Consider the following 17,981-nt stretch of genomic DNA (forward strand, 5'->3'; position numbering starts at 1 on the left):
GTTCTGCGTTGGATGGAAGAGGGATGGCGTGTGCCCCGGGCTCACGCCACCTTCAAGGTTTTGACCAGGCCGCGCTCGCGTGCGATGGCGATCGCGCCACTGCCGGCCAGGTGCTCCTGCTGTTCACTGCTGGTGACGGTGACCTTGCCCGAGAAGAAATCGTCGTCCGACACCAGCACGGCCAGCGCTTCGCGCAGCAGCGGCTTGCCCGTGATGACGAACTGCGTGCCCGGATTCATGCGGATCGCGCTGCTGTTCTTGAGCGTGAGCAGATCCGCGCCCAGCACCGCGCCCAGCAGGAAGTTGGCCCGCGCATTGCGCTCGTAGATCGTGAACTGGCCCAGCGTGCGCACCATGAAGCAGGCGCGCCCCAGCCCGATGCTGCTGGCGCTGCGCGCGCCGGACAGCAACATTTCCGGATCGACCTCGGTGGCGAAGTCCGAGTCGAGCGCGTCGGCCAGGATGGTGTTGTGCGTGATCACGTGGAGCAGCTCGCCGGCCAGCGTGGTCACACAGCCGGTGATGCGCTGGTCGGCGTCCAGATGCACGAACTTCGAGTGCGACCCGGGCAGCACGATCACCGCCGGCTCCGTGATGCCCAGACGCGAGACCAAACCCATGGTCTCAACCTCTTCGCCGCGCATCATGTCCATCGACTCGATGTTGTGCAGGCCGAGGTTGTCCACCGGATTGCGCACGCCCGGCACAAACCAGATCGGCTGGGCGCACACCTCGGGGATGCTCGCCTGCACCATCCCGGCCGCCAGGTCGCGCAGGCCGGCCGGCGCCATCAGGTGCGGGACCTCATGCAGACCGACGTTGGAGGTGATCATGCCGGACGCCAGCACCAGGTCGACCTGGCCCATGCCGAACCCGGCCTTCTGCAGTGCAGCGTCAATGGTGTCCTGCACGCCGCGCTGCAGCGTCGTCCGGTTGCCCGTGATGGCGGTATCGCGCACGCCAACCTGGCGCGCAGCCTGGCAGAGCGCAACGTCATCGCGCCAGACCGTGACGCGTGTGTTGGTGGTACCGGTATCGATGGTGAGGATGTTCATGCGTGGCATTGCTTGGTGTGACTTGGGACACGGCCCGGGTTAAAACCATCCATGAGCCGCAGCGGGCGGCCCCAGGTTGACTTGATCACTGCCGCCGCTCATGAGGACGTCGTCCGGAAACAGCAGCGTCGCGGGGTCAAGCTGGGGGTGCGTACCACGATCATGAGCGGTTTTTTAGAACGAGTGAACGATACCCGTATAGGCACCCAGCTGGTTCTTGCCCGGGGCCGGGTTGTTGTTGGTCGCTTCCACCGAGAAGTTGGCGGTGGCGCTGTTCTGCACGGTGCCCACGCTCGCGTACAGCATCGTGCGCTTGGACAGGTTGTAGTTCGCGCCGGCCATGAACAGGTTGGCGTTGCCGCCGCCGTGGTTCACGTTCACGCGATAGGCCGCGCCGATGAGCGTCAACGCAGGCGTGACTTCGTAATTGATGCCCAGCCAATAATGGTTGGCCTTGGTCGGGGCGCCCGCTGCGGCATCCGGGGCCGACAGGTTTTCATACACCGCAAACAGCTTCGCCTTGCCGATCGTGTACGTACCGCCGAAGGTCGCTTCCTTCGAGAAGTTGAAGATGTCGCTGAACTTGCCATTGCCGTCGCGGATTACGTCGTAAATCGCGCGCACTTCCAGCGGACCGGCGGAGTAGACGGCGGATACGCCATCGCGCCGGCTGTTCGTGAAGGAGCCCGGCTGCTCGCCCAGCCCGGTCTGCAGACCGATCTGGAAGCCGCCCCAGGTCGGGCTTTGATATTCGACGATGTTGTTGGCACCCGGCCAGTTGCGCCCGCGCACGAGCGTGGCCGAGCCGATGAACTGCTGGCCGGTCGGGTCGAGGAACCAGACGTCGTTGCTGATGAAGAGGTTCTTGCCGGCCGTCAACGTGCCCCAGGTCGGGCTGGACAGGCCGACGTACGAACGGCGGTTGAAGAGCGCATCGCCGTTGGTTTTGCCCTGGGCTGCGCCGAAGCCGGATTCGAGCCGGAAGACCGCCTGCAGACCACCGCCGAGATCCTCCTTGCCCATGAAGCCGAACATGCTGGTCCCCCACTGGTTGTCGGCGGCGCGCCAGAGGCTGCCGCCCGGCGCGGTCGCGGTGGGGGCGACGTTGTTCTGATAGTCGATGCCGCTGGCGACGCGGCCGTACAGCGTGACGCTGGTTTGTGCGAGGGCGGGAGCGGTCCAGCCAGCGAGCGCGAAGGTGAGCCCAAGCGCGCACGCCGACATCCCGCGAACAGCGGTGGTTCGATTCATGACGTCTCCTGAAATGTTTTTGTAGGCGGGGTCCGGTGCGTCGCGCGGTTTGAGATCGCTGGAGGCACACACCAAGCATCGTCACCGTCCCCAGGCGCATTTGTAGTCGGGGGCGCCTTAACGTGGCAAACTACAAATTCTTCGTTGGACGTTAAATTTTTCTTAACGAGAACGCATGCCGCGGCGCCTCCCTCCCCTTAATGCATTGCGCGTCTTTGAAGTCGCGGGCCGTCACCTGAGTTTCAGCCGGGCCGCAGATGAGCTCTGCGTAACGAACGCCGCCGTCAGCCACCAGATCAAGCAGCTCGAAGATCATCTGGGCAAGAAGCTCTTCGCACGCCGCAACAACCAGCTCACGCTCACGGACGCGGGCGACAACTACCTGCCCCGCGTGCGGGACGCGCTGCGTGCGCTCGAACAAGCCACCGATCTGTTGATGGACACCGCCGATGCGCCCCTGCGCGTGGCCGTGCCGCCAACCTTCGGCGCCAAGTGGCTGGTGCCGCGGCTGTATCGCTTCTTCAACCAGCACCCCCACGTGCGCGTGGAGGTATCGACCGCCGATGTGCAGGACCACGGCCAGTTCGATCTGTGCATCGACGACCGCCAAGTCAACGCGCCGAACCTGCGCGTCGAGTGGTTCACCTCCACCGATTTCTTTCCGGTATGCAACGCCACGCTGCAAGCCGCGATTCGGATGCCGCAGGACCTCGCCGCACAGACGCTGCTACACGAGCGCGGCGGACGGCACCTCGCGCACCATCCGACGTGGCGGCAATGGCTGGATGAAGTCGGCGTCGCGCACATCGACGCCACGCGCGGCCCAGCGTTTTCCGAGGCGCTGATGGCCCTGCAAGCCGCCATTGACGGCCAGGGCGTGGCGCTCGGCCAGGGCATCCTCGTCGAATACGACATCGCCGCTGGACGCCTGATGCGGCCGCTGGCGACTGAAGCCTCGCTGCGCCTGTCGTACTACCTGATCCACCCGCACCAGGCGGCCGAGCACGCAGGCTTTGCACCGTTCCGCCAATGGCTCGTCGATGAAGTGGCACGTAGCGGCGGGCGGCCGCGCAACCAGTCAGCGGCAGGCGAGGTGTTTTGATTTCTTTTTGATTGTGGTGCGGCCGGCGCTCTACACTACCCGTCCCTGGTTGCCTTGCGCCGAAGAAGGAGCCCGCCATGAGCTTTCCCCGCCCCGCCAACACGCCGTGGCTCGTCCCGTACCTGACCGTGCGTGACGCATCGGCCGCCATCGCCTTCTATCGCAACGCGTTCGGCTTTGGCGTGCAGGATGAGGTGCACGACCATGGCCGCCCCATCCACGTCGAGATGACCTACCAGGGCCAACTCATGCTGATGTTTGCGCCCGAAGGTGTCTTCGGCTCCACCGCAAAAGCCCCGGCCGGCGCGGGCTTCGAATGCCCGCAGAGCTTCCATCTGTATTGCGACGACGTCGACACCGCGTACCAGCACGCGCTCGACCAGGGCGCCACGTCGATCATGGCGCCGCACGATGCCTTCTGGGGCGAGCGCTATGCCGCCGTGCGCGATCCCGACGGCTATCGCTGGGGCCTCGCCTGCCGGCCCGCAGCGGCCTGATCGCGCCGTGGCCTGATCGCCTTACCCGATTCACCACAAGGATTGCTGTAATGGGGCTTCCCCGTTTTTTCGTCGATACGCCGCTCGCTCCCAACACCACTATCACACTGCCCGAGGCTGTCACGCGCCACATCCACGTGCTGCGCTTGGCCGTTGGCGATGACGTCTGCCTGTTCGATGGCTCGGGCCACGAATTCCGCGCTCGGCTCGATGCCATCAACAAGCGCGATGCCACCGCCAACCTTGCCGATGCCACGCAGCCCGACACCGAGGCGCGCTACGCCATCACGTTGGCACAAGGCATTGCCGGTGGCGACAAGATGGATTGGCTGATCGAGAAGGCCGTCGAGCTGGGCGTGCATGCCGTCACCCCGCTACAGACCGAACGCGCCGTGGTGCGCCTCTCCGGCGAGCGTGCCGCCAAGCGCGTGCAGCACTGGCAGGCACTGGTGCAGGCCGCCTGCGAGCAATGCGGCCGCGCCCGCGTGCCGGTGGTCGCACCGGTCGCCACGCTGCGCGAATGGCTTGCCGCCGCCAAGTCGACCGACGCGCTGCGCGTGTTGCTGTCACCGCGCGGCACACAGTCGCTCACGCAGTGGGCGGTGCAGTCGCGCACGCACATCGAAGGCAGCGGCATCGTCCTGCTGATCGGCCCCGAAGGCGGTCTTTCGCCCGACGAAGAAGCGCTTGCCGAATCTGCGGGTTTCTTACCACTGACACTCGGGCGACGTATTCTGAGAACGGAATCGGCGGCGCTTGTGGCCGTCTCCGCGCTGCACGCCGTGCTCGGCGAGTTCTAAGTTCTGACGACGAAACACTGACCGTTACTGGCCGTTTGATCCCACCGGCGGGCCCTTCCCTCCATACCCGCCATTGACCAAAGGAGCTTCATCATGGGTCTACTCGATTCGATTCTCGGCGGCGGCAACGACGCCAGCGGCGCGCAATCGTCCTTGCTGGGCAACAAGAAGGTGCTGCTGGCCGTGGGCGTGCTGGCCTATCTGGCGATGAAGCACAAGTCGCGAGGCGCGGGCGATGCGGCCGCGCCCCAGGGGCAGGAAGAACAGGGCGGCGGCCTGTTCGGTTCGCTCGGTGGCCTGCTGGGTGCGGCAGGGGGTGCCGGCGCGCTGGGCGGCCTGCTCGGCGGCGCTGGCGGAGCGGGTGGCCTTGGCGGTCTGCTCGGCGGCTTGCTGGGCGGCGGCAGCGGTAATGCAGATCAGGCAGCGGTGGGTGGCATTGGGCCGCTGCAGCAGATCCTGGAACAAGCCGGTCTGGGCGAACAGGTGAAATCGTGGATCGGCAATGGTCAGAACTTGCCGGTGTCGGGCGAGCAGATCACGCAGGCACTGAGCGGCACAGGTGCGTTGGAGGAGGTGTCGAAACTGGCCGCCCACCTGGGTATCAGCGAAGGCGACCTCGCCAACCACCTCGCTGAAGGCCTGCCCGAAGCGGTCAACCACCTCACGCCGCAGGGCGCAGTGCCGGCGGCCTGAACGCCATCGCTGCACAGAGAAAAGCCCGCAATTGCGGGCTTTTTACGAGGGCCATCAAGCCGCGCCGTAGGCTGTTCGACCCGCGTCGCGCAGGGCCTGCACCACATGCAGCGCAGCCGGAGACAGCAACCGGTCGGTGCGCGTGATGATGCCAAAATCGTCCATCTGGCATGGCATCGGCAACGGAAGCATCGCCAGCATGCGGTACGACGCGTAGTACTGCGCGACATCGGTGCCGATCACGGCCAACATGTCGCTCTGCTCCAGGATGCGCGTCAGGAAGAGCAACGCGGAAGTTTCCACCACGCTGGACGGCGCTGTCAGGCTCTCCCGTTGAAACATCAGATCGAACCGGTGACGCAGCACACTGCCGATAGGCGGCACCACCCAGGTGGCTGTCTGCACATCGGCCAGCGTCAGCGACGGTTCTGACAGCAGCGGATGCCCCGGCCGCGCCACCGCAACCACCGGCTCGTCGGCCAGCGGCTCGTAGCGCAGGTGCAGTTTGTCGTGCTCGGCAAACAGCCTGCCGACCACCAGGTCGAGCTTGTCCTGCGCCAGGCGTTCGAGCAGCACGTTGCTGCTTTCGATTTCGAGCGATACCCGCAACCCCGGATGCTCGCGCGTGATCTGCGCCACCACCGGCGGCAACAGCCGCACGCCCGGCGAGGTGATGGTGCCCACCGCCACGTGCCCCAGGTGGCCGGCCTTGAGGCCGAGTACTTCCTCCTGCGCCTGATCCAGGCTGCCGACGACTGCGCGCGCATGGCGGATCAGCGCGTCGCCATAGCGCGTGGGCCGCATGCCGCGCGGCATGCGCTCGAACAGCTGCACATCCAGCATGGCTTCCAGCTCGCGCAGCAGCTTGGAAGCGGCGGGCTGCGTCATGTTGAGCGCAGCGGCCGCCCGATGGATGTTGCCCTCCTCCGCCAGGGCGATCAGCAACAGCAGTTGTCGCGTCTTCAGGCGCGCACGGACATACCAGGGGCTGTTCGACATCGGGTCTTCCTCGAGATATCAAATCGGATATCGGTCACGGCCAATATTTCATTGGAAGGATATCAGGGCGCTCCGTACACTCGGTCCGATCAAAAAACCACAACCACACCGGAGACAACGGACGTGCCGCGCGCCCTGCAAGTGCCGCGCTGCCGGTTGACGCGCGCGCATCGACAACCACGTCCGTGACACACGCACCCATGTCGGAATCGAAACCCAAGCTGCGCTCGGCCCAATGGTTCGGCACCGCCGATAAGAACGGCTTCATGTACCGAAGCTGGATGAAGAACCAGGGCATCCCCGACCACGAATTCGACGGCCGCCCGATCATCGGTATCTGCAATACCTGGTCGGAACTGACGCCGTGCAACGCGCATTTCCGCAAGCTGGCCGAACACGTCAAGCGTGGCATCTACGAGGCGGGCGGCTTTCCGGTGGAGTTTCCGGTGTTCTCCAACGGCGAATCGAACCTGCGCCCGACCGCCATGCTCACGCGCAACCTTGCGGCCATGGATGTGGAAGAGGCGATTCGCGGCAACCCGATTGACGCGGTGGTGCTGCTCACCGGCTGCGACAAGACCACGCCCGCCCTGCTGATGGGGGCGGCAAGCTGCGACGTGCCGGCCATCGTCGTGACGGGCGGGCCGATGCTCAACGGCAAGCTCGACGGAAAAAACATTGGCTCGGGCACGGCGGTGTGGCAGCTGCACGAATCGCTCAAGGCAGGCGAGATCGACCTGCATCACTTCCTGTCCGCCGAGGCGGGGATGTCACGCTCGGCCGGCACGTGCAACACGATGGGCACGGCGTCCACCATGGCATGCATGGCCGAAGCGCTCGGCACCTCGCTGCCGCACAACGCGGCCATTCCGGCGGTGGATGCGCGGCGCTACGTGCTTGCGCATATGTCAGGCATCCGCATCGTCGAGATGGCGCTGCAAGGGCTGACGCTGTCCAAGATCCTCACGCGCGCTGCATTCGAGAACGCCATCCGCGTCAACGCGGCCATTGGCGGCTCGACCAATGCGGTGATCCACCTCAAGGCGATTGCGGGTCGCATCGGCGTGCCGCTGGAGCTGGAAGACTGGTCACGCATCGGCCGGGACACACCAACCATCGTCGACCTGATGCCCTCGGGACGCTTCCTGATGGAGGAGTTCTATTACGCCGGCGGCCTGCCCGCCGTGCTGCGTCGACTCGGTGAAGCAAACCTGCTGCCGCACCCCGATGCGCTGACGGTCAACGGCAAGACGCTGTGGGAGAACGTCAAAGACGCGCCCATCACCGACGACGAAGTCATCCGCCCGCTCAGCAAACCGCTGATCGACGACGGCGGCATTCGCGTGCTGCGCGGCAACCTCGCGCCGCGCGGTGCGGTGCTCAAGCCATCGGCCGCCAGTCCGGAATTGCTGCGTCATCGCGGCCGAGCGGTGGTGTTCGAAAACCTTGAACACTACAGGGAACGCATCGTCGATGAAGCGCTGGACGTGGATGCCAGCTCCGTGCTGGTGATGAAGAACTGCGGGCCGAAGGGCTACCCGGGCATGGCAGAGGTCGGCAACATGGGCCTGCCGCCCAAGCTGCTGCGCCAGGGCGTGAAGGATATGGTCCGCATTTCCGACGCACGCATGAGCGGCACAGCCTACGGAACAGTCGTGCTGCACGTTGCGCCCGAAGCGGCGGCCGGCGGCCCGCTGGCCGCGGTGCAGGACGGCGACTGGATCGAACTCGACTGCGAAGCGGGCACGCTGCACCTGGACATCGACGACGCCGAACTTGCGCGCCGCATGGCCGCCTATCAGGCGCCGCGCTCCCATGGTGAAGGCGGTGGCTACCAGCGCCTGTACGTCAACCACGTACTGCAGGCCGACGAGGGCTGCGACCTCGATTTCCTGGTCGGCTGCCGTGGCGCCGCCGTGCCGCGCCATTCGCACTGAATCGACACACGCGTAGGAGACTGGCTTTGCCGATTGATCAACCCGCCGCGCACGCACCGCGCTATCGCGGCATCTTCCCGGTGGTGCCCACCACGTTCACGGAAACTGGCGAACTCGACCTTGCCAGCCAGAAGCGTGCGATCGATTTCATGATCGATGCAGGCTCCGATGGCCTGTGCATCCTGGCCAATTTCTCGGAGCAATTCTCGCTGTCGGACGACGAACGCGAAGTGCTCACCCGCACCGCGCTGGAACACGTGGCGGGCCGCGTACCGGTGATCGTGACCACGTCGCACTACAGCACGCAGGTCTGCACGCAACGCAGCCGCCGCGCGCAGGACATGGGCGCCGCCATGCTGATGGTGATGCCGCCCTACCACGGTGCCACCTTCCGCGTGCCCGAATCGCAGATCTACGAATTCTTTGCGCGCGTGTCCGATGCCGTCGGTATTCCGATCATGATCCAGGATGCTCCGGCCAGCGGCACGGTGTTGTCCGCTGCGTTTCTCGCGCGCATGGCCCGCGAGATCGAGCAGGTGGCCTACTTCAAGATCGAAACGCCGGGTGCGGCGGCCAAGCTGCGGGAGCTGATCCGCCTTGGGGGCGACGCCATCGAAGGCCCGTGGGACGGCGAAGAAGCCATCACGCTACTGGCGGATCTCGATGCCGGCGCCACGGGCAGCATGACCGGCGGCGCGTATCCCGACGGCATCCGGCCGATCATCGAGGCGCACGCCAAAGGGCAGCACGATCTCGCGTTCGATCTGTATCAACGTTGGCTGCCACTCATCAATCACGAGAACCGGCAGGCCGGCATCCTGGCCGCCAAGGCGTTGATGAAGGAAGGCGGCGTGATCGCCTGCGAGGCGCCGCGCCATCCGTTGCCGCCGATGCATCCGGACACGCGCCGGGGCCTCGTCGACATTGCCCGGCGGCTTGACCCGCTCGTCTTGCGTTGGGGGCGATAGCCATGCACGGTGAACTCCATCCGGTTTCGATCGGGATCGTCGGCGTTGGCAAGATCGCGCGCGATCAGCATCTGCCGGCGCTTGCCGCACAGCCCGGGTTCAGGCTCGCGGCTTGCGCCAGCCCGCATTCACGCGTCGACGGCCTGCAGCACTACACGACGCTCGACGCCATGCTCGCAGACGAACCCGCGCTGCAGGCGGTCTCGCTGTGCACGCCGCCACAGGTGCGGTTTGCACAGGCCCGCGCGGCCCTCGCGGCAGGCAAGCACGTGATGCTCGAGAAGCCTCCCGGCGCGAGCGTGTCGGAAGTGGCGCTCCTTGCCGAACTGGCACGGGAGCATCGCTGCACGTTGTTCGCGTCCTGGCATTCGCGCCACGCGCCCGGTGTCGAAGCCGCCCGCGAGTGGCTTGCACGCCGGGCCATCGTCTCCGTCAACGTGCAATGGAAAGAAGATGTGCGCCGCTGGCACCCCAACCAGGCATGGATCTGGGAACCGGGCGGCCTGGGCGTGTTCGACCCCGGCATCAACGCGCTGTCGATCCTGACGCGCGTCCTGCCGCATGCGTTCTTTCTGACGGGGGCCGACCTGTGGGTGCCCGCCAATCAGCAGACGCCGATTGCCGCCCACCTGGCATTCACCGATGCGGCCGGCACGCCGATCCACGCTGAATTCGACTGGCGCCATGACGCAGGCGAGCTCTGGCAAATCGACGTGACCACGCGCGACGGCACGCTGCGGCTCGCCCAAGGCGGCAAGCAATTGGCCATCGACGGCGCGCAGATCGACGTCGGCCCCGAGCGCGAATACCCGAGCCTCTACGCGCGCTTTCTCGAGCTGATCGCAAGCGGCGGAAGCGATGTCGATGTCCGCCCGCTGCAGCACGTGGCCGACGCCATGCTGCTCGGCCGGCGCCATCTGATTGACCCCTTCGTGCCATGAGGCACGCCCGACTCACGTAGTGCCATAAGAGCCATTCCAACGAGGAGACAAGCATGCAACGCAAACTTCGCCGGCTGACCCTGTCCGCCCTGGCAGCCACCCTGTGCCTGGCGCCGCTGGCCGCCAGCCTGCCCGCCCACGCCGACGAGCCGCTCAAGATCGGCTTCCTGGTCAAGATGCCCGAGCAGGCGTGGTTCATCAACGAGCAGAAAGCCGCCACCGAGCTTGGTCAGAAGAACGGCTTTTCGGTGGTGAACATCGGCACGCCCGATGGCGAAAAAGTGCTGTCCGCCATCGACAACCTTGGTGCGCAGGGTGCCAAGGGCTTCGTCATTTGCGCGCCGGACGTGCGCCTGGGGCCGGCCATCTCGGCACGCGCCAAGCACTACAACATGAAGTTCGTCACGGTCGACGATCAGCTCGTCGACTCGTCCGGCAAGCCGCTGGCCAATGTGCCGCACCTGGGCATGTCGGCCTTCAAGATCGGCAACCAGGTCGGCCAGGCGATTTCCGACGAGATGAAGCGCCGCGGCTGGAAGCCCGAGGAAGTGGGCGCGCTGCGCATCACCAACTATGAGTTGCCGACCGCCAAGCTGCGTACCGACGGCGCGACGCAGACACTGCTGGCCGGCGGCTTCAAAAAAGAAAACATCTTCGACGCGCCGCAAAAGACCACCGACGACGCAGGTGGCTTCAATGCCGCGTCGCCGGTGCTGGCACAGCATGCAGGCATCAAGAAGTGGGTGATCTTCGCGCTCAATGAAGAGAGCGTGCTGGGCGGCGTGCGCGCCACCGAGCAGCTGCACATTCCGGCAGCCGATGTGATCGGCGTCGGCATCAACGGTGCCGGCGAGGCGTTTGCCGAATTCCAGAAGAAGGAGCAGACCGGCTTCTTCGGCACGATTGCCGTCAGCTCGACGAACCACGGCAAGGAGAGCGCTGCAAACCTCGTCGATTGGATCAAGACCGGCAAGCAGCCGCCGGCCGATACGCAAACCACCGGCAAGCTGATGGTGCGCAGCAATTGGCAGGAAGTGCGCAAGGAACTGGGCATTTGATGCAACGCGCGGCGCGGGCCCGTCCCGTGCCCCACGCGCCCCACGCCGATCCGCAAAGAGCAATCGATGACAGTCCAATCACTTGATGCGAGCGGTCCGCCCGACGCTTCTCCTACCGCTTATCTGAAGCTGGACGGCATCACCGTGCGCTTTCCTGGCGTGCTGGCGCTCGACCATGTATCGCTCGACATCCGCCGCGGCGAGGTTCACGGCCTGATGGGCGAGAACGGCGCAGGCAAGTCGACGCTGCTCAAGGTGTTGTCGGGCGTCAACCAGCCGGAGGCCGGCACGCTGTCGCTGGACGGCGTGCCGCAGCAGTTCACGAACACGCGCGCGGCCATTGCGGCGGGCATCGCGATCATCTATCAGGAACTGCACCTCGTGCCGGAACTGACGGTGGCAGAAAACCTGATGCTCGGCGCGCTGCCCAACCGCTTTGGCGTGCTCGACGAGAAGACGCTGATCGCCCGCGCGCTGCGTGCACTCGAACGGCTGGGCGAAAGGCTCGATCCGGCCCAGCCCGTCAAGCACCTGTCGATCGGCCAGCGCCAGATGATCGAGATCGGCAAGGCGCTGATGCGCGACGCGCGCGTGATCGCGTTCGACGAACCCACGAGTTCGCTCTCCTCGCGCGAGACGACGCAGTTGTTCCGCATCATTCGCGCACTCAAGGCCGAGGGCCGCGCGGTCATCTACGTCACGCACCGCATGGAAGAGGTGTACGAGCTGTGCGACCGCGTAACCGTATTCCGCGACGGCCGGCACATCGACACGTTCAACGCCGGCGCCCACCTCGACCGCGAGCGTCTGATCCGCTGCATGGTCGGGCGCTCGATCCAGGACGTGTACGGCTACAAGCCGCGCCCGCTCGGCGGCGTGAAGGTCGACGTGCGCGGCCTGATGGGACCCGGCTTGAGCGAACCCGCATCGTTCCGGGCGCATGCAGGCGAAATCGTCGGCTTCTTCGGGCTGGTCGGCGCGGGGCGCTCGGAGCTGATGAAGCTGCTCTATGGCGCGGTCAAACCCGCCGCAGGCGAGATTCGCCTCAACGGCAAGCGCGTCCAGTTCAACACGCCGCGCGATGCGGTGCGCGCGGGTGTCGCGCTCTGCCCGGAAGACCGCAAGCAGGAAGGCATCGTCGCCATCGCCTCGGTCTCGGATAACCTGAATATCAGTTGCCGGCGCCACTTCAGCCGCTTCAGCGTGTTGAACAACCGGCAGGAAACGCAGACCACCCAGTCTTTCATCGACAAGCTTGCCATCAAGACACGCAATGGTGAATCGCCGATCGGCAAGCTCTCGGGCGGCAATCAGCAGAAGGTGATCCTCTCGCGCTGGCTGGCGGATGACATCGACGTCTTCCTGATGGACGAACCCACGCGCGGCATCGACGTCGGCGCCCGCAGCGAAATCTACAGCCTGCTTTATGGGCTCGCCCAGGCCGGTCGCACTGTCATCGTGGTGTCGAGCGATCTGGCGGAAGTCATCGGCGTTTCCGACCGCGTGCTCGTCATGAAGCAGGGCCGCATCGTCGGCGACCTGCCCAGAGAGCACGCCTCGCCCGACACCCTCATCAAACTCGCGCTGCCACGCTAGCGTGCGCATCACGCCCTCATGGAAACCGATCCTATGCAAACGCCATCCACCGAATCCGTGCCGGGCGGCCCCCCAATGGCGGCCCCGGGCATCCCCAGCCGCGCCGCCCTCACGTGGGAACTGGTCAACCGATCTGGCATCGTCTTGGTGTTCGTCCTGCTGTTCACCGCGCTGGCGTGCACGGTGCCGGGCTTCATCAGCAGCCGCAATATCCAGGGCCTGCTGCTCTCGGTCACCTTGATCGGCTCCATCTCGGTCACGATGATGTTCGTGCTCGCCCTGGGCGAGGTCGACCTTTCAGTCGCCTCCATCGTCGCGTTCGCGGGTGTAGTGGCCTCCACTCTGATCACCGCAACGCACAGCGTGGTGCTTGGCGTCGGGGCCGGCGTGCTGGCGGGCGGCCTGGTCGGGCTCGTCAACGGCGTGCTGGTGGCGCGCTACCAGATCAACTCGTTGATCGTCACGCTCGCCATGATGGAAGTCGTGCGCGGCCTCGCCTTCATCACCTCCAACGGCGACGCGGTAATGATTTCCGAAGAGCGCTTCTTCGACCTGGGCGGCGGGTCATTCCTCGGCATTTCCTACCCCATCTGGAGCAACATCGTCGGTTTCGCCTTGTTCGGCTTCCTGCTCAAGAAGACGGTGTTCGGCAAGAACGTGCTCGCCGTCGGCGGCAATGAGGAAGCCGCGCTGCTTGCCGGCCTGCCGGTAACGCGCATCAAGATCGCCGTATTCGTCCTCCAGGGCCTGGTGACGGGTTTCGCCGGCGTGATGCTGGCCTCGCGCATGAGCCTGGGCGATCCCAAAACGTCGGTCGGGCTTGAGCTGGGCGTGATCTCGGCCTGCGTGCTGGGCGGGGTTTCGCTCACGGGCGGGGTGGCCACCGTGTCCGGTGTGCTGGTCGGCGTTCTGATCATGGGGTCGGTGCAGAACGCGATGAGCCTGATGAACGTGCCGACGTTCTATCAGTACCTGATCCGCGGCGGCATTCTGCTGCTCGCAGTGTGGTTTGACCGCATTCGTCGCAACAAGCGGGCCAGCTGAAAAGCGTGGTGGCACGTTTTCAAGGCAACAAAAAAGCCCGCATTTGCGGGCTTCTTCATTTCCGGGCCGAACAACCGGCCAAGCGGCCTGGCTCAGGCGAACGAATAGAACACGCGGAACTGTACCTTACGCTCTGCCCAGAACTCGGCCGCGTCACGGAACACGTCTAGCAGCACTTCGCGGGCTTCCTTGTCGAACTTCGGCTGGCACGGCAGGCCCTCGAGCACGATGACAAAACCCGGCTGCGGGCCGGCCTTGTAGATCATGTCGGTCAGGCAGTCGGCCAGGGCGTCGAAGTTTTTGCCGAAATGCTTCGGGAACAGAAACTCGCGTGCAATCACGTCGAGCACTTCGCTCTTGGTGGTCGCGGCCGAGCAATTGGCGTACAGGAAATGCTGACCCAGGCTGGCCGCCGATTCGGCCAGATCCGCTACGCGAAACGCGCGGATCGACTGCACGATATTCGGACGCACCGTCTTGAAGAGGTTCATGGCGTCTTCGCGGCCTCCGTCGTCGTCCGTCTGGGTGTTGTCCTGCGTCATGATGTTCTGCGGTGCACTTTGGGGCAACTTGGCCGCCCCCCCGACGCGTGCGCCCAGGGCTTGCATCCCCACCACACCGTCGTACAGATTTTGCGCCTTGTGCCACGCCTCGCGGGCCACGCGCTCATCGCGTGCGGTGAGCGAGTCGTCCAGCCCAAACATGTTGGTCGTCATCGCTGTATCCGTTGAAAACTGTTGTAGTGATCTTCCGTGTAGTAGCAGTCGTTGGCCGCTTGCTGATCCCCGCCGCAGATAATGCGCCGGGCGCCGCGGTTACGAGCCCCCCGCGTCTTCACGGTGTACTCGTGGTAATAGCCACGCCGCTGCGCAGGCAAACGTCGCTCATAGTTGCCGAACGTGATGCCATCTTTTGCATAGGGGAACGGGCCGCCCTGCTCGATCAGTGCCAGCGTGCGCTGCGCCTCATTGGGCAGGTCTGCCGCGCGAATGGTTCCCACGGCGGCCGCCATGCCGGAGTTGTCCCGGGCGACCGCATCGGCCGGCAAGCCTGCCAGTGACATCGCAAGCGTCGCCGCCAGCGCGCCACGTGCCATCGCCTGAGATACGGAGCGGCCGATCCACGCTCCAAGTCGCTTTGTCATCAGCAGGCCCTAACGGGAGAATCGCGCCGACCGGAGCCCGGCGCAGGTCACAAGCGCAGGTGGCCGTCCAATAACGATCCGGACAGCCGGTTTGCAGCTGAAAGCGAAGTGGCTCAACGCCTGAGAGGCCTGGCAGGGAATGACAAGTCGGGCGACTGCCGAAGACTTGGGGAATCCTTCCGCCTGCAAAAACCCATCCATTGCGCGCACCGAATAAGGCGATCCGGTAGACGTGTGTACGGAAAACCGCATTGTTGAACCCGTCTGGCCCGGTTCGGACCTCATGTGCCCAGAAGCACCCCTTCAGCCCGTAAGGGTACGCTCATCGATGACAACAATCAACCGACGGTGAAAGTCTGAAGGGTTTTTCCAGACAACCATTAGCTTTGCGTCAATGTGAGCGCACGCAAACTTAAGACATAAAAAAGGGAGCGCAGCATCGTGCGCTCCCTCTCATGGCGCTTCCGTGATCAGCGTTGCGCTTGGGCAGCGGCATCCACGACGGTCAAGGCCGTCATGTTGAGGATGCGTCGCACCGTCGCCGACGGCGTAAGAATGTGTACCGGCTTCTTAGCGCCCAGTAGGATCGGGCCGATGGCGATGTTGTTGCCTGCAGCAGCCTTCAAGAGGTTGTAAGCGATGTTCGCGGCGTCGATGTTCGGCATGACCAACAGGTTCGCCTCGCCATTGAGCGTCGAATCCGGCACCAGCGATGCGCGCAGCTTCTCGTCGAGCGCGGCGTCACCGTGCATTTCGCCGTCCACTTCGAGGTTCGGGGCACGTTCGCGCAGGATCGCCAGCGTTTCACGCATCTTGACCGCGGAAGGCGCCTCGGAGGAGCCGAAGTTCGAATGCGACATCAGCGCAACCTTCGGCTTGATACCGAACCGGCACAACTCCTCGGCAGCCATGATCGTGATCTCAGCGAGCTGCTCGGCGGTCGGGTCGACGTTGACATGCGTATCCGTCAGGAACACCTGGCGACCGGGCAGAACCAGCCCGTTCATGGCCGCGTACACGCAGTTCGTGCCGCCCAGAATCTGGTCGATATAGCGCAGATGCGCAGCCGTATTGCTGATCGTGCCGCAGATCATGCCGTCCGCTTCGCCCTTTTGGATCATGAGCGCGCCGATCAGCGTGTTGCGGCGACGCATTTCCAGCTTGGCGTACTGCGGCGTTACGCCCTTGCGTGCCATCAGCTTGTAGTACGTCTCCCAGTAGTCGCGGAAGCGCTCGTCATGCTCGGGGTTGACCACGGTGAAGTCCACGCCCTCGCGCAGGCGCAGGCCAAAGCGCTCAATGCGGTGGGCAATCACGCTCGGGCGGCCGATCAGGATCGGGCTGGCGAGCGTTTCGTCCACGACGATCTGCACGGCACGCAGGACGCGCTCTTCCTCGCCTTCGGCAAAGACGATGCGCTTGTTCTCCATCGGCACCTTGCGGGCGGCCGAGAAGATCGGCTTCATCAGCGTGCCGGAGTGGTAGACGAACTGCTGCAGATGCTGGCGGTACGCATCCATGTCCTCGATCGGGCGCTGTGCCACGCCCGAGAGCATGGCCGCCTGCGCCACGGCCGGCGCGATCTTGACGATCAGGCGCGGGTCGAAGGGCTTCGGGATCAGGTATTCGGGGCCGAACGACAGGTCCTGGATGCCATAGGCAGACGCAACGATGTCGCTTTGCTCCTGGCGGGCCAGTTCCGCCACGGCGTGCACGGCGGCAACTTCCATCTCACGCGTGATGGTGGTTGCGCCCACGTCCAGCGCACCGCGGAAGATGAACGGGAAGCACAGGACGTTGTTGACCTGGTTCGGGTAGTCCGTACGGCCGGTGCCCATGATGACATCGGGGCGCACTTCCTTGGCCTGCTCCGGCAGGATTTCGGGGTTCGGGTTGGCCAGCGCGAAGATGATCGGCTTGTCGGCCATGCGCTTGACCATGTCCTGCTTGAGCACGCCAGCGGCGGACAGGCCCAGGAAAATGTCGGCGCCGTCGATGACTTCAGCCAGTGTGCGCAAGTCGGTCTTCTGTGCGAAGTGCGCCTTGTCCGGGTCCATCAGTTCGGTGCGGCCTTCGTAGACCACGCCGGCCAGGTCCGTCACCCAGATGTTTTCGCGCGGCAGGCCCAGATCGACCAGCAGGTCGAGGCAAGCGAGCGCAGCAGCGCCCGCGCCCGAGGCCACCAGCTTCACTTTCTTGATGTCCTTCCCGACCACCTTCAGCGCGTTGGTGATACCCGCGCCCACAACGATGGCCGTGCCATGTTGGTCGTCGTGGAAGACGGGAATCTTCATGCGCTTGCGCAGTTCGCGCTCGACGAAGAAGCACTCCGGGGCCTTGATGTCTTCCAGGTTGATCCCGCCGAAGGTCGGCTCCAGCGAGGCGATGATATCGACCAGCTTTTGGGGGTCTTTTTCGTTGATCTCGATGTCAAACACATCGATACCGGCAAATTTCTTGAACAGCCCTGCCTTGCCTTCCATGACCGGCTTCGATGCTTCCGGGCCAATGTCGCCAAGGCCGAGCACTGCCGTGCCGTTGGTCACCACGCCGACGAGGTTGCCGCGAGCGGTGTAGCGGAACGAGTTGGCAACGTCTTCGACGATCTCTTCGCAGGCTGCGGCCACGCCAGGCGAGTAGGCCAGGGCCAAATCGCGCTGGTTCGACAGCGGCTTGGTCGGCGTGACCGAAATTTTGCCCGGGGTGGGAAACTCGTGATACTCCAGCGCGGCCTTGCGCAAGGCGGCGCGCTGCTGCGCCTTGAGTTCTTCATCCGTGCGGGCGGGCTGCTGAGGCTGGGTATCCACCGTGGTCATGGGTCTCTCGTATCGGGTGGCCAGCGCGCGCGCCGGCCGTCGCATCTAGCGGGCCACCGGGATACCCTCACGAGCGCCAC

16 protein-coding genes are annotated in these 17,981 nt (G+C 64.9%); 10 read left to right on the plus strand and 6 right to left on the minus strand.

The features are described from left to right. Window positions 1–41 precede the first annotated feature (41 nt). Together N5B55_RS12965 and N5B55_RS12970 are read right to left on the minus strand one after the other, a co-directional pair. Window positions 42–1,055: a 2-dehydro-3-deoxygalactonokinase gene (locus N5B55_RS12965; RefSeq protein WP_012762903.1), complete on the minus strand. Its 1,014-nt coding sequence runs from the start codon at window positions 1,053–1,055 to the stop codon at window positions 42–44. Window positions 1,056–1,229: 174 nt separating this feature from the next. Next, window positions 1,230–2,306 (minus strand): porin, encoded by a 1,077-nt coding sequence (locus N5B55_RS12970; protein ID WP_178961018.1) that lies wholly within the window; start codon window positions 2,304–2,306, stop codon window positions 1,230–1,232. A gap of 175 nt (window positions 2,307–2,481) precedes the next feature. Between N5B55_RS12970 and gcvA the strand changes: the two genes are divergently transcribed. From gcvA to N5B55_RS12990, 4 genes are all read left to right on the plus strand, one after another. After that, on the plus strand, window positions 2,482–3,408 hold the full coding sequence (gene gcvA / locus N5B55_RS12975) for a transcriptional regulator GcvA (RefSeq protein ID WP_009241523.1): 927 nt from the start codon (window positions 2,482–2,484) through the stop codon (window positions 3,406–3,408). A 77-nt stretch (window positions 3,409–3,485) separates the two neighbouring features. Further along, complete coding sequence (locus N5B55_RS12980) at window positions 3,486–3,905, plus strand: VOC family protein (RefSeq protein WP_012762905.1); 420 nt, start codon at window positions 3,486–3,488, stop codon at window positions 3,903–3,905. 50 nt (window positions 3,906–3,955) lie between these two features. After that, the gene (locus tag N5B55_RS12985; RefSeq protein WP_116575582.1) at window positions 3,956–4,705 is read left to right on the plus strand and encodes a 16S rRNA (uracil(1498)-N(3))-methyltransferase; all 750 of its coding nucleotides are present in this window, start codon (window positions 3,956–3,958) and stop codon (window positions 4,703–4,705) included. Between the two features lie 93 nt (window positions 4,706–4,798). Then, window positions 4,799–5,398, plus strand: coding sequence for a YidB family protein (locus N5B55_RS12990; RefSeq protein WP_116575581.1), 600 nt, complete (start codon window positions 4,799–4,801; stop codon window positions 5,396–5,398). 54 nt (window positions 5,399–5,452) lie between these two features. Here N5B55_RS12990 and N5B55_RS12995 read toward each other — a convergent pair whose 3' ends face one another. Continuing rightward, the gene (locus N5B55_RS12995) at window positions 5,453–6,397 is read right to left on the minus strand and encodes a LysR family transcriptional regulator (protein ID WP_012762908.1); all 945 of its coding nucleotides are present in this window, start codon (window positions 6,395–6,397) and stop codon (window positions 5,453–5,455) included. A 200-nt stretch (window positions 6,398–6,597) separates the two neighbouring features. Between N5B55_RS12995 and N5B55_RS13000 the strand changes: the two genes are divergently transcribed. The 6 genes from N5B55_RS13000 to araH all read left to right on the plus strand — a co-directional run bounded on the left by N5B55_RS13000 (window position 6,598) and on the right by araH (window position 13,941). Next, complete coding sequence (locus N5B55_RS13000; protein WP_304538382.1) at window positions 6,598–8,334, plus strand: IlvD/Edd family dehydratase; 1,737 nt, start codon at window positions 6,598–6,600, stop codon at window positions 8,332–8,334. A 26-nt stretch (window positions 8,335–8,360) separates the two neighbouring features. After that, window positions 8,361–9,302 carry a dihydrodipicolinate synthase family protein gene (locus N5B55_RS13005; RefSeq protein WP_304538383.1) on the plus strand — a complete coding sequence of 314 codons (942 nt, stop codon included), beginning with the start codon at window positions 8,361–8,363 and terminating at the stop codon, window positions 9,300–9,302. 2 nt (window positions 9,303–9,304) lie between these two features. Continuing rightward, entirely contained in the window at window positions 9,305–10,243 is a 939-nt protein-coding gene (locus N5B55_RS13010; protein ID WP_304538384.1) for a Gfo/Idh/MocA family protein, read from the plus strand. A 53-nt stretch (window positions 10,244–10,296) separates the two neighbouring features. Next, the gene (locus N5B55_RS13015) at window positions 10,297–11,301 is read left to right on the plus strand and encodes an arabinose ABC transporter substrate-binding protein (protein ID WP_304538385.1); all 1,005 of its coding nucleotides are present in this window, start codon (window positions 10,297–10,299) and stop codon (window positions 11,299–11,301) included. Window positions 11,302–11,367: 66 nt separating this feature from the next. Then, window positions 11,368–12,897, plus strand: coding sequence for an L-arabinose ABC transporter ATP-binding protein AraG (gene araG, locus N5B55_RS13020; RefSeq protein ID WP_304538386.1), 1,530 nt, complete (start codon window positions 11,368–11,370; stop codon window positions 12,895–12,897). A 33-nt stretch (window positions 12,898–12,930) separates the two neighbouring features. Further along, complete coding sequence (gene araH, locus N5B55_RS13025) at window positions 12,931–13,941, plus strand: L-arabinose ABC transporter permease AraH (RefSeq protein WP_304538387.1); 1,011 nt, start codon at window positions 12,931–12,933, stop codon at window positions 13,939–13,941. Between the two features lie 92 nt (window positions 13,942–14,033). Here the strand turns inward: araH and N5B55_RS13030 are convergent, their stop codons facing one another. The 3 genes from N5B55_RS13030 to N5B55_RS13040 all read right to left on the minus strand — a co-directional run bounded on the left by N5B55_RS13030 (window position 14,034) and on the right by N5B55_RS13040 (window position 17,901). Then, window positions 14,034–14,657 (minus strand): barstar family protein, encoded by a 624-nt coding sequence (locus tag N5B55_RS13030; RefSeq protein WP_012762915.1) that lies wholly within the window; start codon window positions 14,655–14,657, stop codon window positions 14,034–14,036. Next, entirely contained in the window at window positions 14,654–15,085 is a 432-nt protein-coding gene (locus tag N5B55_RS13035; protein ID WP_304538388.1) for a ribonuclease, read from the minus strand. The genes N5B55_RS13030 and N5B55_RS13035 overlap by 4 nt, the downstream gene beginning before the upstream one ends. 470 nt (window positions 15,086–15,555) lie before the next feature. After that, window positions 15,556–17,901: an NADP-dependent malic enzyme gene (locus N5B55_RS13040; protein WP_304538389.1), complete on the minus strand. Its 2,346-nt coding sequence runs from the start codon at window positions 17,899–17,901 to the stop codon at window positions 15,556–15,558. Window positions 17,902–17,981 lie beyond the last annotated feature (80 nt).

This window comes from Ralstonia pickettii, from assembly GCF_030582395.1.
In the GTDB taxonomy this organism is placed as follows: Bacteria; Pseudomonadota; Gammaproteobacteria; order Burkholderiales; family Burkholderiaceae; genus Ralstonia; species Ralstonia pickettii_D.

What these genes read in the sequence shown, in the direction of transcription:
- N5B55_RS12965 (WP_012762903.1), bottom strand. Translation starts at nt 1,055, where the DNA reads ATGAACATCCTCACCATCGATACCGGTACCACCAACACACGCGTCACG.
- N5B55_RS12970 (WP_178961018.1), bottom strand. Translation starts at nt 2,306, where the DNA reads ATGAATCGAACCACCGCTGTTCGCGGGATGTCGGCGTGCGCGCTTGGG.
- gcvA (WP_009241523.1), top strand. Translation starts at nt 2,482, where the DNA reads ATGCCGCGGCGCCTCCCTCCCCTTAATGCATTGCGCGTCTTTGAAGTC.
- N5B55_RS12980 (WP_012762905.1), top strand. Translation starts at nt 3,486, where the DNA reads ATGAGCTTTCCCCGCCCCGCCAACACGCCGTGGCTCGTCCCGTACCTG.
- N5B55_RS12985 (WP_116575582.1), top strand. Translation starts at nt 3,956, where the DNA reads ATGGGGCTTCCCCGTTTTTTCGTCGATACGCCGCTCGCTCCCAACACC.
- N5B55_RS12990 (WP_116575581.1), top strand. Translation starts at nt 4,799, where the DNA reads ATGGGTCTACTCGATTCGATTCTCGGCGGCGGCAACGACGCCAGCGGC.
- N5B55_RS12995 (WP_012762908.1), bottom strand. Translation starts at nt 6,397, where the DNA reads ATGTCGAACAGCCCCTGGTATGTCCGTGCGCGCCTGAAGACGCGACAA.
- N5B55_RS13000 (WP_304538382.1), top strand. Translation starts at nt 6,598, where the DNA reads ATGTCGGAATCGAAACCCAAGCTGCGCTCGGCCCAATGGTTCGGCACC.
- N5B55_RS13010 (WP_304538384.1), top strand. Translation starts at nt 9,305, where the DNA reads ATGCACGGTGAACTCCATCCGGTTTCGATCGGGATCGTCGGCGTTGGC.
- N5B55_RS13015 (WP_304538385.1), top strand. Translation starts at nt 10,297, where the DNA reads ATGCAACGCAAACTTCGCCGGCTGACCCTGTCCGCCCTGGCAGCCACC.
- araG (WP_304538386.1), top strand. Translation starts at nt 11,368, where the DNA reads ATGACAGTCCAATCACTTGATGCGAGCGGTCCGCCCGACGCTTCTCCT.
- araH (WP_304538387.1), top strand. Translation starts at nt 12,931, where the DNA reads ATGCAAACGCCATCCACCGAATCCGTGCCGGGCGGCCCCCCAATGGCG.
- N5B55_RS13030 (WP_012762915.1), bottom strand. Translation starts at nt 14,657, where the DNA reads ATGACGACCAACATGTTTGGGCTGGACGACTCGCTCACCGCACGCGAT.
- N5B55_RS13035 (WP_304538388.1), bottom strand. Translation starts at nt 15,085, where the DNA reads ATGACAAAGCGACTTGGAGCGTGGATCGGCCGCTCCGTATCTCAGGCG.
- N5B55_RS13040 (WP_304538389.1), bottom strand. Translation starts at nt 17,901, where the DNA reads ATGACCACGGTGGATACCCAGCCTCAGCAGCCCGCCCGCACGGATGAA.